Source organism: Acidobacteriota bacterium (genome assembly GCA_022340665.1).
Lineage (GTDB): Bacteria > Acidobacteriota > Thermoanaerobaculia > Thermoanaerobaculales > Sulfomarinibacteraceae > Sulfomarinibacter.
The window spans coordinates 1-15,043 of sequence record JAJDNM010000143.1; the positions used below are offsets into that span (position 1 = coordinate 1).

General features: G+C 62.2%; 12 protein-coding genes. 3 read left to right on the forward strand and 9 right to left on the reverse strand.

The window, feature by feature from the left end:
* From LJE93_16115 to LJE93_16140, 6 genes are all read right to left on the reverse strand, one after another.
* A partial coding sequence (locus LJE93_16115; GenBank protein MCG6950439.1) for a hypothetical protein occupies positions 1–1,026 on the reverse strand: 1,026 nt, incomplete at its 3' end.
* Positions 1,023–1,337, reverse strand: coding sequence for a hypothetical protein (locus LJE93_16120; protein MCG6950440.1), 315 nt, complete (start codon positions 1,335–1,337; stop codon positions 1,023–1,025). The genes LJE93_16120 and LJE93_16115, both read right to left, overlap by 4 nt.
* Positions 1,338–1,451: 114 nt before the next feature.
* Positions 1,452–1,946, reverse strand: a complete 495-nt coding sequence (locus LJE93_16125; GenBank protein ID MCG6950441.1) for a GFA family protein — start codon at positions 1,944–1,946, stop codon at positions 1,452–1,454.
* Between the two features lie 108 nt (positions 1,947–2,054).
* Positions 2,055–3,692: a C69 family dipeptidase gene (locus tag LJE93_16130; GenBank protein ID MCG6950442.1), complete on the reverse strand. Its 1,638-nt coding sequence runs from the start codon at positions 3,690–3,692 to the stop codon at positions 2,055–2,057.
* A gap of 90 nt (positions 3,693–3,782) precedes the next feature.
* Complete coding sequence (locus LJE93_16135) at positions 3,783–4,085, reverse strand: YhbY family RNA-binding protein (protein MCG6950443.1); 303 nt, start codon at positions 4,083–4,085, stop codon at positions 3,783–3,785.
* Positions 4,086–4,184: 99 nt separating this feature from the next.
* A complete protein-coding gene (locus tag LJE93_16140; GenBank protein ID MCG6950444.1) occupies positions 4,185–4,919 on the reverse strand; it encodes a histidine phosphatase family protein in 735 nt (244 codons plus the stop codon).
* Between the two features lie 136 nt (positions 4,920–5,055).
* On the opposite strand from LJE93_16140, the gene LJE93_16145 reads away from it, so the two are divergent.
* The gene (locus tag LJE93_16145; GenBank protein MCG6950445.1) at positions 5,056–5,604 is read left to right on the forward strand and encodes an ester cyclase; all 549 of its coding nucleotides are present in this window, start codon (positions 5,056–5,058) and stop codon (positions 5,602–5,604) included.
* A gap of 6 nt (positions 5,605–5,610) precedes the next feature.
* Here the strand turns inward: LJE93_16145 and LJE93_16150 are convergent, their stop codons facing one another.
* Positions 5,611–7,011, reverse strand: a complete 1,401-nt coding sequence (locus LJE93_16150; protein ID MCG6950446.1) for an MBL fold metallo-hydrolase — start codon at positions 7,009–7,011, stop codon at positions 5,611–5,613.
* 142 nt (positions 7,012–7,153) lie between these two features.
* Between LJE93_16150 and LJE93_16155 the strand changes: the two genes are divergently transcribed.
* Complete coding sequence (locus LJE93_16155; GenBank protein MCG6950447.1) at positions 7,154–7,825, forward strand: CPBP family intramembrane metalloprotease; 672 nt, start codon at positions 7,154–7,156, stop codon at positions 7,823–7,825.
* A gap of 275 nt (positions 7,826–8,100) precedes the next feature.
* Here LJE93_16155 and LJE93_16160 read toward each other — a convergent pair whose 3' ends face one another.
* Complete coding sequence (locus tag LJE93_16160) at positions 8,101–11,385, reverse strand: PDZ domain-containing protein (GenBank protein ID MCG6950448.1); 3,285 nt, start codon at positions 11,383–11,385, stop codon at positions 8,101–8,103.
* Positions 11,386–11,504: 119 nt separating this feature from the next.
* Complete coding sequence (locus LJE93_16165; protein MCG6950449.1) at positions 11,505–13,829, reverse strand: hypothetical protein; 2,325 nt, start codon at positions 13,827–13,829, stop codon at positions 11,505–11,507.
* 225 nt (positions 13,830–14,054) lie between these two features.
* Here LJE93_16165 and LJE93_16170 point away from each other — a divergent pair.
* Positions 14,055–15,043: M12 family metallo-peptidase (locus tag LJE93_16170; GenBank protein ID MCG6950450.1), on the forward strand; the 989-nt coding region annotated here is incomplete at its 3' end.

Genomic DNA, 15,043 nt, shown 5'->3' on the forward strand with positions numbered 1-15,043 from the left:
GATCAGCGAAGCCATCGCAGGCAGGTGGAAATAGCTGGGGAACCCTTCTATCACCAGCGCGTAGAATTCACCATCACGGGGCACCGCGAGCTGTACGTGCGGGTGGACGAGCTCGTGCGCGAGCGTGCGGCCGGAGTAAGAGGCTTGCTCGAAATCTCGCCACACGCGATCGCTGATGCCGACCATGTTGCCGCTCGAAATGTCACCAAAGCGAGGCATCTGCACGACGTGCAGTTGAGCTCCCGCTGCGTCACCCGAGTAATTTGTTTGGTAGAACTGTTTGAGCTCCCGGGTGAAGCCGAGGATCTCATCAGCCGCCGAACGGGAAGCGGCGTCCCGCAGAAAATAAAGATAGGTTTCGCTCTCTTTCTGGAATTCGAATCGTCGCGCGGTCAGCTGCAGATTGAAGAGGTCTTCCTGCACCGTGCGCCATCGTGACACCCGCGTGTCACCCTCGGTCTCATCCGACAGGCGCTCGCCTGTCACGATAGCGAGGAAATCGGCCGGTGTCCGGATCCTTACCTCGGCGTCCACAGGGTAGGTGTCGCTATCGGGCTCCAGAAATGTCGGGAACCAGACCGAGTAGCCGTAAGAGCGGAGAAACACGCCGTCCGAATCGACCCTCATGTAGTTCGACGGTGCCTGTGAGACCGACGGGTTGAGCCTGCCGGAGTAATCCACCGAGAGGGATTCTGGCGATTTCCGCGCCTTGAGGTCGATCCGGCACCGTCGCGCCACGCTCGAGTAGTCGGCGCTGTAGAACACCAGATCCTGCTCGACCTCGACCGGGTGGCCTTCCAACCTGGCCTCGTCGACCCACAACTCGCCGTGGAGGTAGAAGGTCAGCGTGTCAGACGGGACGGTGCCGGGAAGGAAGGTGATGTCGGTGCGTGCTACGATCCTGGGATCCTCTGCCTCGAACGTGAGGTCGATCTCGTAGCTGGTCACTCTCGGCATATCGGCCGCGGCGGAAGCGGCCGCACTCAGCACACAGACGACGGCGAGAACGCCTGCGGTTTTGTTCATTCCTCTCCCCGGATCCTGGCAAGCATGGTGATGGCGTTTGCGTTCGCCGGGTTGAGCTCGAGCGACCGCTCATAATTGGCGATCTTCCCCTGAATTGACGGGGCGTTCGCCGCGAAGACGGTGTCGACGAGCAGGGTACCGTCCTCACCGATCGAGGCGGTCACACGAACATTGCCATTCACTACGAGCTGATGAAGGCTGCCGGCAATGGGGCTCACCGTTATCCGGGGCGGGTCGCCCTCGTGCAAAGCTGCGGGGAACGAGATGGAACAGACGAGGACCGGTGGGACGAGGCAGAGTCGCCATGTCATCGTGTATCTCCTTGTTGCGAGATCAATTGGTCACAGGTCATAGTTCAACAGATTTCTCGATCACCGCAAAGATACGGTGGAAGGGGTGTGGTGGTTTTCAGGCCGCACCCGGCGTCAATATTCGGGTGAGCGCACGGCCGCCCTGTACCGGTCGATGCTTGCCTCCGGCCAGTGGTCCGTGTAGCGGTAGAACTCGGGCACGGAGGGTACGCCGTCCGGGATGATCACCCATGGCTGCTTGGACGAGGTGAAGATGTGGATGTCCGGTGGCACACGATCCGGGTTGTCGAGGGTTCCCACCCGCAGGAAGTGGATCCGCCCTCCTGCCCCGGCGTAGTTGCTCCAGAGGGCGACCTTGCAGACCGGACAGCGGTGGATATTCTGTCCCTTGCCGCTCTCGGAGGGGGTGTCGATGACCTCGGTCCGGCCGCTGAGAATCTCGATCCTGTCGCTTTCGACCAGGGCGTTGATCGCGAACGCCGATCCGGTTTCCCGCTGACACCACCGGCAGTGGCAGCAGTGAACGAAGAGCGGCGGTGTCGTCAGGCGATAACGAACCGTACGGCATGCGCATCCGCCCTCTACGGGATGGAAGCTCTCGTCGTGCATGATTTTTCTCCCTCGCGGTAAGCCGGATTGCTCGAGCCTTGTACGGTCCTCGATACTGCCATATGAAGCAGATCGAAAACGCTCCTTTCTCCTGCTGCCCGTCTCGGATCACAGCCATTCGTGGTTGTTGGTGTACTTGGTGATGATCTGGTTGCGGAGCTTGCGGTAGAGCTCGACAACCTTTTCCATGCACTCGCGCGTATGGTCGGTCAAAAACGCTTCCGCCTCCTCTGGTGAGCTGCGATAGAGCTCGAGGGCCTGTTGCTCGATCTGCTCCTGGGAGGAGAAGAACGATGCCTCGAGCGGGTCGCGCGCGGCCCTGACGTCCTCTATCGCGTCCTGGAAACGGAGATAGAGCAGGTTGTCCACGAAGTCGATCAGCCAGCGCGCGGAGTCCTCGGAGAAGGCCTCCGGGTCGTAGGTCTGGTAGAAGGGTGAGACTTCCTGCACTCCGGCATGGATCGGCACGTAGGTGCTGACGTACTGGTTGTCGAGGTAGAGCCAGTAAACCCCGCCAATGTCGTCCGGCAGCCAGGAACGGAGCTGGGCGACCATGCCGTAGCCGCCCTTCGACACGTTGCGATGCCAGGTGATGTCGAGAAGCTGGCGAAGGTGTGAGGTCGGGAACGGGGTGGTGAGCGGGCTCTTGACCAGCTGGCCCTCGTCATTCGGCACCAGCCAGTCGGTATCGGCGGTCATGTCGTAGATCGTGCCCTCGAAGACCGAACGCTGGAAGCGGATCACGTCCTGCACCGACAGCTTTGTCTCGGGCTTGACCGAGAACGGATAGAAGGACAGCGGCTCGATCGGATGGTGGTAGGCGTTGTATCCGTCGAACGGCTTTTTCAGGCTGCGGTCGGGCCACTCCTTGAGGGACGGGGCGACCGTCGAGTAGAAGAGCCACAGACGGTTGATCGCCCACTCGCCGGTGACCGGTGGGGAATAGGCGTCCTGCCACACGAACGGCTTGCCTCCCTTCGGGTCGTACCAGCCGTGATCGATCGCCAGTTGCCTGTAGTTCGGCGAGAGCATGAAGTTGGTCGGGTCGGCCGGATCGACTTCCTTGATGATGCTCCAGTTTGGAATCACGGTCACGTGGTCATCAGGCACCCGCTGTGCGGCCCAGACGGCACCGAGCTCGCCCGTCTTCGGATCCCAGCTCTGGCCGACGCCGAAGACCTCCATCACCCAGGCCTCGTTGGGATCGGCGATTGCCAACGCCTCGGAGCCTCCGGCGGAGGGGAGGAAACCGTACTCCTCGACCAGCGAGCCGATCAGCTCGACAGCTTCACGCGCGGTGGTGCACCGTTGCAGGGCGAAAGCCTGCGCCTGCTCGATGGTCATGATCTGCTTGGCGCCCTTTTCGCGATCTGCGCCCAGTTCCTCGCGTTGGCTCATGGTGGACTCGGCGATCGCCAGCTGGTGCTCGTTGATGTGCGAGTAGGCCGAGTGGAAGTAACGGTAGGTCCGCTCGACCTGCGGGATGTGGCCGATGATCTCGCCGTAGGTCTTGAACGGCACCGTGGCGTCCAGCATGCCGAGGTAGACCGGGGCCATCGAGCCCGGCTCGTGTGTCTGCGCCGGAACCACGTGCAGCCGGCAGTCCGGGGCCGCCCCGGTGTGTGACGTGATCACCGATCCGTCGCTCGACGCCTTCTTGCCGACGACGATGTCGGTGCAGGTCAGACCGCTGGCCGGTGCGAGCAGACCAAACACCAGTGCGAGAACGAGAATCTTGCGGGTCATCTTCCGCCTCCTTGCTGACCAGCATCCTATCTCACGTGAGATGGGGCAATTGTCCGAATCTGCCTCTGTTTTCGGGGAACCGACCCTGGTTTACATGGGGATCGGTATCTTTCGTTTTTCGGGATCGGGGTGCATTCGATAGAAGATGGCCATCTTGCCCACTGTGCCGACACATTCGCAGTCGAGACGATCCTCGATGACCGGAACGAACCGTTCCCGCTCGTCCCGTTCGGCGGCAATCTTCACCTTGACCAGTTCGTGCGCCCGGAGAGCGTCGTCGATGGCGTGCAGGACGCTCTCGCTCACCCCTTCCTTGCCGACCTGCACCAACGGCCTCTTGCCGTGGGCCAGGCCGCGCAGGAACTTCCTGTGTGATCCCTTGAGTCCGCTCACGATACCTCCTGCCTCACGGCTGCAGGGTAACATCTGCGGTCGTCGGGCACCTCTTCCGGGTAGGGGGGATCGCGATCGATGGGATGGCTCCGGGTTTTCTCATGCTCCCGGGACCTTCAGATCGGTTGGCGTCTCCGGGGCGGTCCGGGTCGACAGGTTTGGCGGCAGGTGACCGACGTCGCCGAAGGAGAGCAGCTTCATCGCTCCGTCGGCCCGGATCTTTACGACCGTCAGGCTGCAATTGCCGATCGACATGCGGAGCCAGGATTCGGTGTCGACTCCGAGGACCTTGGTCACGAAGTAGCGGATCACGTTGCCGTGGCAGACGACGATATCGTGGCGGTCGGCATCTGGAGAGGGCGCGAAGTAGATGGGGAACGCCTCTTCGAGCTGCTGCGTGCAGGCCTCCAGATCCGCCTTCTCCTCGTGCTCCATGATGTCCTGGCGCCAGGTCGGCGGAGTGCACTCGCGAATCAGCCGCGAACTCTGAAGCTCGAGGTCCGGAAATTCCTGGCCGATCACCAGCGCGGTCTCCCTCGCCCGGGTCATGGTGCTGCTGTGGAGCGAGCTCATTTCGACCGGCAGCCCGCGGAGCCTCGCGCCGATAATGCGGGCCTGGGCCACTCCCAGCGGCACCAGGCCCTTGCCGACGTCCGGATCGCGTTCGTCGTCGTGGTCATACTCGCCGTGCCGGATGAGATAGACGGTCCTGATACCGTCGGTCTTTTCTGCTTGCTCGCCCGACCATCCGCCGGTCGGCGCCAGGGAAAAGCAGAGGCAGGCAGCGGCGACCACGGCAATCGTTCTCTTCGCGACGCGGTTTGAATTGTTCATCACGGCTCCCCTGATCGAGATCATACCCTTTCGAACGGAGATGGTTCCTGCTCCCGACGGAGGATCTGAGCCGGGGGAGAGGATGTAGGATATCTTCGAAGAAACCCAACAAGCCGAGTCCAACGGAGGTGGAGCCATGCGTCGTCCTTTGATCGTCGGTTGTTTCGTCCTGGCGAGCCTGTTCCTCGTCGTCGGGTGTTGTCAGAACTCGTGTGTCGGAGATACCGAACAGCAGAACATGGCTATCATCCGGGCCGCCCACACTGCCTTGGAGAGAGGGGATCTCGAGGGATTCAAGGCGTTGATCGCACCGGACTACGTGCGTCACTGCCAGGCGATGCCCCCGGAATTCCAGGAGCTGCACGGGACCGAGGAGTTCTTCAAGTTCATCGAGGAGTTCATCGTCGCTGTCCCGGAATATGAGGACACGCTCGGTCCGATGATGGCCAGCGGAGACATGGTCGCGTACGTGTCGACGATGAAGGGGGTCCAGACGGGTCCGATGGGCGATCTGCCTCCGACCGGCAGGGAATTCACTCTGGTCAACATCATCATTCAGAGGCTCGAAAATGGGAAGGTCGCGGAGACCTGGGTGAGCTGGGACAACGTGGCCTTCCTCTCGCAGCTCGGACACTTCCCGCCACCCGCACAGGTTGACCCGCAGGATTCTCGGGAGAGCTCCTGACCCTGGTTATAGCTGTGACTCGAGGCGCTCGATAGCGTTGATTCCGTTGGTGTTCTGCGGGTTGATCTCGACCGAGCGTTTGTAGAGCTCGATAGCTCGCTCGGTGTTTCCCTTGGCCGCGTGTGCCTCGCCGAGGCTGTCGTAGACGTTCCACGACTCCGGGAATTGTTCGACGTTGAGCTGGAAGACGGCGATCGCATCGTCGATTCGGCCCAGGCCGAGAAGCCGGTATCCGAGCAGGTTGAACTCGTTTTCGTCGAAGTACACGTCAGTACCCTGGTTCGACGCCATGACGTGGAACAGCGCGACGGCTGCAGCGGTGCCGTCGCGGTCGAGAGCTGCCGCGACCTCGATCGCGGCCGATTCCTTGAGCTGCCGCCACAAGGCGGTGGTCTCGAAGCGCCGCATTTGCTCGAGCTCCTCTTCGGTGGCGCCGAACTGGCGCAGCGGGTCGTGCTCTGGGGGCAGTTCGAGCCTTTTCAGAATGGTCTCAAAATCGACTCCTTCGGCCTCCAGCGTCTTGACGCCTGACCACAGGTGGGCGATGTAGCCGCGCATGGCATCCAGTTGCTCGCGGGACCAGATCGAATGCTGACCGAGCACCACGTAATCGATCGCCGTTTCGTCACTCAGGAGATCGCCGAAGGTCTCGAGCCATCGGTCCGGATCGAGTTGGGGGCGGGTTCCGAAGTAGGGAAGAGAGCCCCTGGCGAGAAAGAAGCAGCCCAGAAGAAGGACCTTCTCTTCGGGAATCATGATGACGATGTCCGACAGCGAGTGGCCGGCGCCGAGAAAACGAAGATCGAGCCTGAGATTACCGAGATCGAGCTGAAGGCGATCTGAAAATGTCAGACTCGGCGGCCGCACGACGAAGTCGGTTTCGTCGAGGCCGCGAGCGATGCGGTCGAAATGGTCCCGCTGGAGCCGCGCCTCAGCGGCCTCCTCGCTGGCAGGATCGAGCTCATCGAGCCGTGCCTCCACCTGGGCGAGCTGGCCGCGAATGAACTCGGCCCGCTGGGCGAGGTTGGCTGCGTCAGCTTCGATGGATGCGGCCGCCTGCTCGTGGCCGATGACCACCGCTTCAGAGAAGGCCGCGTTGCCCCACGCGTGGCCCCAGTGGCCGTGAGTGTCGATCACGTAGGCAAAATGGTCGCGCCCGAGCTCGCGGCGTACGGCGTCCCGGATCAGCCGGCCCATCAGGGCCGAGTGGCCGGGATCGACCAGCACCAATCCCTTGGCACTGTCGATCACCACGTGGTTGCTCTCCCACGGAGTGATCTCGGTGAGCACTAGGATTTTGTCGGTCAAACGCTGCACACGAAACAGGGGCTCCTCGTCTTCGGCTGCAGCCGGAAGTGTTGCGAGCGCGAAGCAGGTGAGGAGGATCGGGGTGATGATTCGGCGCATGGCGGCCTCCCGACGGCACGGTGTCTGGGTTGAAGTTCTCGATCTCGTTTTCAATACGCAGTCGCGATCTGAGAGTTGCAAACCGTCAGTTCTGTAAGAGCTGCCATTGGTCAATAGGACGTGACGATGTACCGTGGAGTCGATGGAGGACCATTCGAATGCTCAGAACGACCTTCGGGTCTCCGGCCAGCCGCGCTGGGGAGAGGTGGCGGCGGTCGCTCTCACCGGCATCCTGCATCTGGTGTGCAAACCGCTCGGGCTTCAGGGAGCTTACATCATCGGGGCGATTATCCTCTGGGTCGGCTTCGTGCTCCTGTCGGCGAAGAGAAAACCCACGATTCTCGCCGAGTGGGGTTTCCGCGCGGAAAATCTCAGGCAGGCGTTCATCGCCTCTGCCGTGATCTTCTTCCCGGTGATGGGAATGATGGTGGTGCTGGCCCGCATCCGGGGAACCCTGGTAACTCCGCCCTCATTCGCCTTCATGCTGCTGCTCTACCCTGCCTGGGGCCTAGTGCAGCAGTTCCTGGTCCAGAGCCTTCTTGTCACCAATCTCGCGAAAGGACCACTCAAGCGAAATCGGTACGCGCCGATCGTCGTCGGCGGGCTGCTCTTCTCGCTCGTCCACGTCGGCAACCTGTCGATGACGTTGGCGACCGGGTTTCTGGGCGCGATCTTCGTCTGGCTATTCCTCAGGTTCAGGAACCTCTGGCCGCTCGGCCTCTTCCACGGCTGGCTGGCGAGCCTCTTTTATCAGTGGTTCCTGCTGCGCGACCCGCTGACCGAGATCTTCGGTGCCTTGCTGGGCCTCTCCTGAATGGCCGAGCCACCTGTGGAATATTCGGCTGAACCGCTGTAGACGGGCCCTTCAATAAGGACGCGCCAGCAGGTGTGCAACCTTGAGTAGGCGGGTCGTTCACGGCCCGCCAACGGGCCGTAGAATCGATCCGATGCCATCGCTGTCGCCGTCGTGCTCGGGTGCGCCCTGAAGGACGCGCCTACAAGAACATCTCCGGGCCCGACCGCAGTAGAGGGCTCATGAATGGTCCTGCTCAGGAGCTCTGGGTACCAGAGTCTGTCGGTCGCGCCTCCTCAGTCCTGCCTGACGCGCACCGGATACGGTGGGCGTTCGTAGACCGGCGGCGGGTTGGCCTCGAGCTCGTGCAGGACGACCTCGATCGCCTTTTCCAGCTGCGGATCGTGGCCGGCGATGACCTCGGCGGGGGTCTGTTCGACCTCGATGTCGGGTGGCACGCCCACGTTCTCGACCACCCAGCCGTCCTCGTCCCAGATCGCCACGTTGGGCGCCGAGACGTAGCCTCCGTCGATCAGGTTGGGGTAGCCGAGGGTGCCGACCAGTCCGCCCCAGGTGGCCTTGCCGATCAGCTTGCCGAGAGAGAACTTGCGGAACATATATGGCAGCAGGTCGCCGCCCGAGCCGGCGGTCTCGTCGATCAGCATGACCTTGGGTCCCTGAATGGAGCCCTGCGGCGTCTTCATGTCGAAGCCGTCGCGCATGTTCCAGTGGCTGATGTAGGGCCGCTGGAGAATGTTGATGTAGTAGTCGGCGATCTGGCCGCCGCCGTTGAAGCGCTCGTCGACGATGATGGCATCCTTGTGAGATTGCGGGAAGAAGTAGCGCTTGAAGTAGGTGTGGCCGAGCCGGGTGGTATTCGGCAGGTAGACGTAGGCGACGCGCCCGCCGGTGGCCTCATCCACCTTCCTGATATTGCCCTCCACCCAGTCGCGGTTGCGCAGGGCGGACTCCGACTCCACCGGCACCACCTTGACCGTACGCGAGCCCGCCATCGTTGGGTTCGGTCCGACGGTGATCTCGACGATCTTGCCCGCGGTGTTTTCGAAGTGGCGGTAGAGGTTGTCTGGCGGCACCAGCTCGACGCCGTCGACTGCGAGCAGGTAATCGCCCGCCTCGACGTCGACCCCGGGCTCGGTGAGCGGTGAGGTCAGCTCGGGGTTCCAGTTGAGCCCACCGAAGACCTTCGTGATGCGATAACGGTTGTTCTCGACCGCGAAGTCGGCGCCGAGGAGGCCGCCCGGAATGCCCTCTGCATCGATCAGCGTGTCGCCGCCTCTGACCCGGTTGTGACCGACCGCAAGCTCGCTGCCCATCCATTGGATCAGGCGATTGAGATCCGTGCGGCATGCGAGGTGCGGAAGGAAGGGGCTGTAGCGTTCGCGCATCGCCGGCCAGTCGGCACCGTGGTAGTTGGACGCGTAAAAGTAGTCGCGGTAGATCCGCCAGGTCTCCTCGAATATCTGCTTCCATTCTGCGGTTGGATCGATTCGAATCTGGACGGCGTCGAGGTCGAGGGTGCCCTTGCCGTTTTCGGGCTCCTTGCCGGCGTCGACGATGCCCCAGGTCCGGTCGTTCCGATAGAGGATCTTCTTGGTGTCCGCCGACACTTCGTAGGCGTTGGCCTCGAAGAGCTCTTTCTCCTCCCTCTCGGCAAGGTCGTACATCATGAGCTTGGTGCCGCGGCTCCCCGGTCCGCCCGCGTCCACCGGCGCCTTGAGGTAGAAGATCGTGTCGGCCTTGCCCGCCTGCAGGTCGAAGTAATTGCCGGAATCCACGGGAACGGCGAGAATCCGCTCACCCATACCCTCGAAGTCGATCGTCACCGGCTCGACCTGGTCCGCGCCGTTCTCTTGCTTCTTCTCGTCGGCTTTCTTCTCGTCGTCGGACTCGTCGTCCCCTCCGCCCTCCTCCTCATCGCTCTCCTTGGCGAGGGGTGAGGAGACGTCTTTCTGCAGGGTAACGAGATACAGGTTGCGGCTCATCTCCATATCGGCGTTGGACATCGCGAACCACTGCCGCACCGGCCCGGCGTCGGTCGATCCGAAGACGTAGAGGTACCTGCCGCTGGCGTCGAAGGCCGGGTTGCCGACGTCGCTGAGGCCGTCGGCGATGGTGAAGACTCTGTCCTGGTTCATCGAGTAGATGTGAACCTGCTCCATGTTGGAGATGTTGTTGATGGTGTAGGCGACCCAGGCGGAGTCGGGTGACCACACCGGGTCGATGTTGCCGAACGGTCCGGGATCGTAGATCGGCTCGCGGTCGATCCTGCGGACCTCGCCGCTGGAGAGGACGATCACGTAGAGGTTACGGCCGTTGTCCTCGAAGGCCAGATTCTTCGAATCAGGCGACCAGCTGAGCCCGTTGTAGAACCCGGTCCCGTCGAGCTCATAGGTGGTCACCTCTCCCTTGCCGTCCTGCGGGGCGACGTGAAGCTCGTACTCGCCGGACGCGTCGGAGAAGTAGGCGACCGATTTTCCGTCGGGCGACCAGGCGCCGCCGCGTTCATGGGCGCCGGAAGTCTGGGTGAGATTCCTCGGGTCTCCCTTCTCGGCCGGTACCGTGATGATCTCGCCGCGCATCTCGAACACGGCCCGTGATCCGGAGGGCGAGATCCCGGCGTTGCGCAGAAAGTCGGTCCCCTTCACATACCGTGGCCGGAGCTCTCCGAGGTCGGGGGCCACACCGATCGTGAGATCGCTGATCCGGCCCGATGCGATGTCGTGGGTGTGGAGCGTCCCCGCCTGCTCGAAGATGATCGTGCCGCCGCCCGCCGAGGCGTCGATGATCGGAAAGTCCGTGTAGTGCGTGAGCTGTTCGATGGATCCGCCGGACGCGTCGTAAGCGAAGAGGTTGAACTCGCCGTTTCGATCCGACAGGAAATAGACGGAGTTCCCGACCCACATGGGATCGGTGTCGTTGCTACGTCCGGCGGGCTGAGGGATTTTCTCCGTGCTGTGATCGGCAAAGTCGTAGAGCCAGATGGTGGTCACAGTACCGCCGCGGTAGTTCTTCCACTGGCGGAAGCGCTCGCCGAGCGGGGTGTAGGCGAGGCGGCTGCCGTCGGGCGAGTAGACCGCCTTGGAAGCGTACGGCAGCGCGAGCTGCTCGGGGAAGCCGCCCTCAACTGGCACGGTGAAGAGCTGGGTGTGCCGCCGGGTGAACACGTTTCTCGGCGAGCGGAAGAGAACCGCCGTGCCGTCCGGCGTGAAGGAGCACACCATGTCGGGGAGGGGGTGCCAGGTCAGGCGCTTCGGGATCCCGCCGTCCACCGAAACGATATAGACATCGGTATTGCCGTCGTACTGCGCGTTGAAGGCAATCCATCGTCCGTCGGGCGAGAAGACCGGGTTGGACTCGATGCCCTGGTCTGAGGTCAGCCGGCGCGGATGATCGCCGCCGCGCTCGGCCACCCAAAGGTCGTTCGCGTAGACGAACGCGATGTGGTCCCCGCCGACGGCCGGTTGGCTCAGGAACTTGGTGTCGGTAGTGTCGATTGCCGCGGCCGAGGTCGATATGACGGCCGCCATAAGGGAAGCGACGACGATGACTCTGATTCTCATGAGTTCCTCCGCGGATGGCTCGACTGCCGTCGGCAGTCAGAGATTCTACGCCTGCTTCGGCACGGGCGCATCTTGGGCGCGGCGACCAGCCGGTTTCCCGCCGCTGAATCCCGGAGGGTTCAGCGTGATTCGGAGATGATGAACACCTTGCCGGACAGCAGATCGCTGATCCACAGCCTGCCGGAGGCGTCGGCTTTGGCTCTGGTGATCGAGAATAGCGCGTCTCCGAACTGCCCACGCAGATAGAAGGACACGTTACCGGTGTCGAAACGCGTGTCGCCGTACGGGTAGTCCAGCGTATGCAGGACCTCGAATTTCCCGGATTTCGGATCGAAGGCGGTGACGGCGAAGTCGTCGGGACCGTGAGACGTGATGACCAACCGGTCGCGCCACTCGAAGATGTTATCGGGCCGTCCGTCATGCGGCAGGGCCCAGCTCTTTCCGCCAACCTCGATCACCTCGTTCCCGGCATGATCGATCGCGTAGACCTTGTCGGCGAAGGCGTGCAGCTTCAGGGGCTGCTGGCCCGCGTCGAGTTCTGCAACCGAACCGTCGGTCTTGTCGATCACCGAAACGGTGCCCGAGTCGAAATTGGCCACGTAGATGCTGTCGTGGTCGAACGCGAGATCGGTGGCCGTCGTGCCGACCTCGACGCGTCGAAGTACCTCGCGAGTATCCGGCTCGATAATCTGCAGGACGCTCGGGTCGTCATCGAGCTCACCGATCCGCGCCAGATAGAGTCGGTGCGAGGCCTCGTCGTACCTCAGGATTCGCTGCACCGTCTCCCTCTGGACCTCGTCCACCAGGCGCAGGCGCTGGTTGATGTTGAACAGGCGGACCTGGTCCTCGAGGACACCGATGAACTGCTCTTCCTTGCCCCAGGTGTTCTGCGTGAAGTAGAGGGCGCCGTTGCGGTCGAGGACCATCTCGTGCGCCTGGCGTGGGATCCTGCGGTCGTAGGTGCCGAGGTCCTCGGCGTCGATCGTCAGCACGCCGTTCTTTGCGTCCCAGATGTAGACTGCGGGCCAGTATGACTGATGCGGACCGTAGGAGAGGTAGACATCCCCTTCCGGGCTGCCGGTGGCCTGGATCGGATAGTCGAACGGCAACCGATAGAGGTCGAAGCCGCCGTCCGCCTTCACCTCGGCGAAATGGTCCTCCGAGTTGAAGACGAAGAAAGAGTCGCGGCTCGGCACCTCGATGAGATCGATCGGTGCCCAGCCCGTATGTATCTTGCCGACCTCCCCGGTCTCCGGATCGAAGGTGGACACCGCCGAGCCGAAGGTGCCATTCACGGCCGTCGCGCCCTTCAGGAAGTAGACCAGCCCGGTCCTGGGGTTGAATGCGAGGGCGAACATGTGCGGAATGATCCCGAGTCCGGGATGCCTCTCGAGGAGCTTTCTCTTCTGCAGGTCGATCACGTCGATCTCGCCGTGAGCCCAGCTGGAGATGTAGAGCACGTCGTTTACGATGTCGATCGCGCTGCCGTCGTTGCCGTAGGCGGGGACCCTGATCTCGTACAGCTCACCGCCCTGGTTGAAGTCGACGGCGTGGACGGACGGATGATTGTCGTAGGGTATGTAGATTTCGTTCCGTTTGGGATTGAAAGTGATGCCCACCCCCTCCGTGTATCCGGGGAGCGGTACAACAACATCTTCGCTGCCGACCACATCGATCTTCGCAGCTTCGACAACCTTTCGCTCAGCCGTCTCGACCACGATGTAGAGGTGGTGGGTGGTTGCGTCGTACCCACCCAGATGCCATCTGCCCCCGGCTGACAAACCGAGCGACCTCGTGCGTTTGGTTTTTCCGCTCTTGCCGTCGACTATATGAATGGCGGGATCGAGCCCGTCCACGGCCACAACGACTCCGAGGGAGGGATCGGCCACGACCTTCCGAATCGGCGGGGGAGGGGTCGCGTTGAGGTTGACGAGCTTCTCTTCGGTCTCGCGCCAGTCGAGCATTTTGAGCTTTTCGCTCGATGTCTCGTAGAAACCCAGCTTCCTGCTCTCCCGGCCGGCGATAAAGACGTTGCCGCTCTTTTCGTCGACGGCGATCGACTCGAACTGGGCTTCGGTGAGAATCTGCCGAGAGCTTCGGTCATCTGGATTCACGATGTAGAAGCAGTTTCTGCCAATCAGGTAGATCCTGCCGGTGGACGCGTTTATCGTCAGCGATTCCGATTTGAGGTGCTGGTAGGCCCTGCCGGCGATCGGGATGTTGACGACCGTGCCGCTCGCGCAGTCGATGACCGAAACGGAGGCACTGATCGTGTTGGCGGTGATGAGCCGGTTCCGCCCTTCGTCGACCTCGATCAGCAGGGGGCCGGCGCCGTTGAACTCGAGGCCCAGGGTTTCGAGGAAATCGACCTCGGTCACCGAGATTTCGGCGCTCGCCGGAATGGCGAGCCAGATCAGCAACAGGGTCCCGAGGATCTTCTTCATGATCGCTCCTCCCTTTCCGCAACCATTCAGGCCGGAAGATGCTCGTCAGGCCGGCGATGGGCGGTCACCGCATGATACGTGACATTTTCATTTTTTTGGAAAGAGTTTCATTCTCGGCGAGATACGGTATTATTCAGAAAACAGAACCCAGCGTGAAGGGCCCTGCCAGAGCGGTATTCGGAGAGGCGGAACGTCGAGGAACCCCGTGAGAAGAGGAGGGTAGCGATGCGTCGTGCCACGTTTTCAATCACCCGTTTGTTCCTGGCGATCCTGGTGTGTGGTGGGGCCTCGGTCGCGAGTGCACGTGAGCCATCCAGTGATGGCGTGTGGGACATGGTCGACCGGTCAGAGATCGAACTCCGGAAAAATGCGGACCTCCGACCGTGGATCCAGCCGTCCAGATACCGGGCGGCGCGTTTGTCTGCCGAGCCTCTGGCGACGATCCTAGGGGAGGCACCAATGGAGTTCAGCCAGGAAGCTGACAGCCGTCAGGTGGTGCTGAGCCTGCCCACACCGGACGGAAAATTCGAGACTTTCGCCATCGTCGAATCGCCCGTGATTGCTCCCAAGCTCGAGGCCTGGATGGATCAGCACGGCTGGCCGATGCGCACCTACCGCGGCATCAGCCTCGACCATCCGTCGACCGGCGTTCGACTCGACTGGGGTGGACCGGCGGGCTTTCACGCCAGTGTTGATTCCCCCGGCCGCAGCTATTTCATCGATCCTTTCTGGAAGGGGGACGTGGAGCTGTATTCGAGCTATTTCAGGTCCGAATATGTCGACAAGGAAAGAGATTTCAGGTGCTTCGTAAAGTCGGTGCCGGGACACGCGTTCAATCCGAAATCAGGTGCGTCCACGGGCGGAAACCTGCGCACCTACCGGCTCGTGGTCGCCGCCACCGGTGAGTACACCGCCTTCCACGGGGGCAGCAAGCCGGACGCGCAGGCGGCCATCGTGACCACCGTCAACCGGGTCAATCAGATCTACGAGAGAGATCTGTCGATCAGGATGGTGTTGGTCGGTAACAACAGCGACGTGATCTTCACCGACGCCGACACCGATCCGTACACCAACGACGATGGCAGCGCGATGCTCGGCGAGAACCAGAAGGAGGTTGATACCACGATCGAAGACGCCAACTACGATATCGGCCACGTGGTCAGCACCGGCGGTGGTGGTATCGCATTTGTCGGAGTGCCGTGTCGGACCGGCGT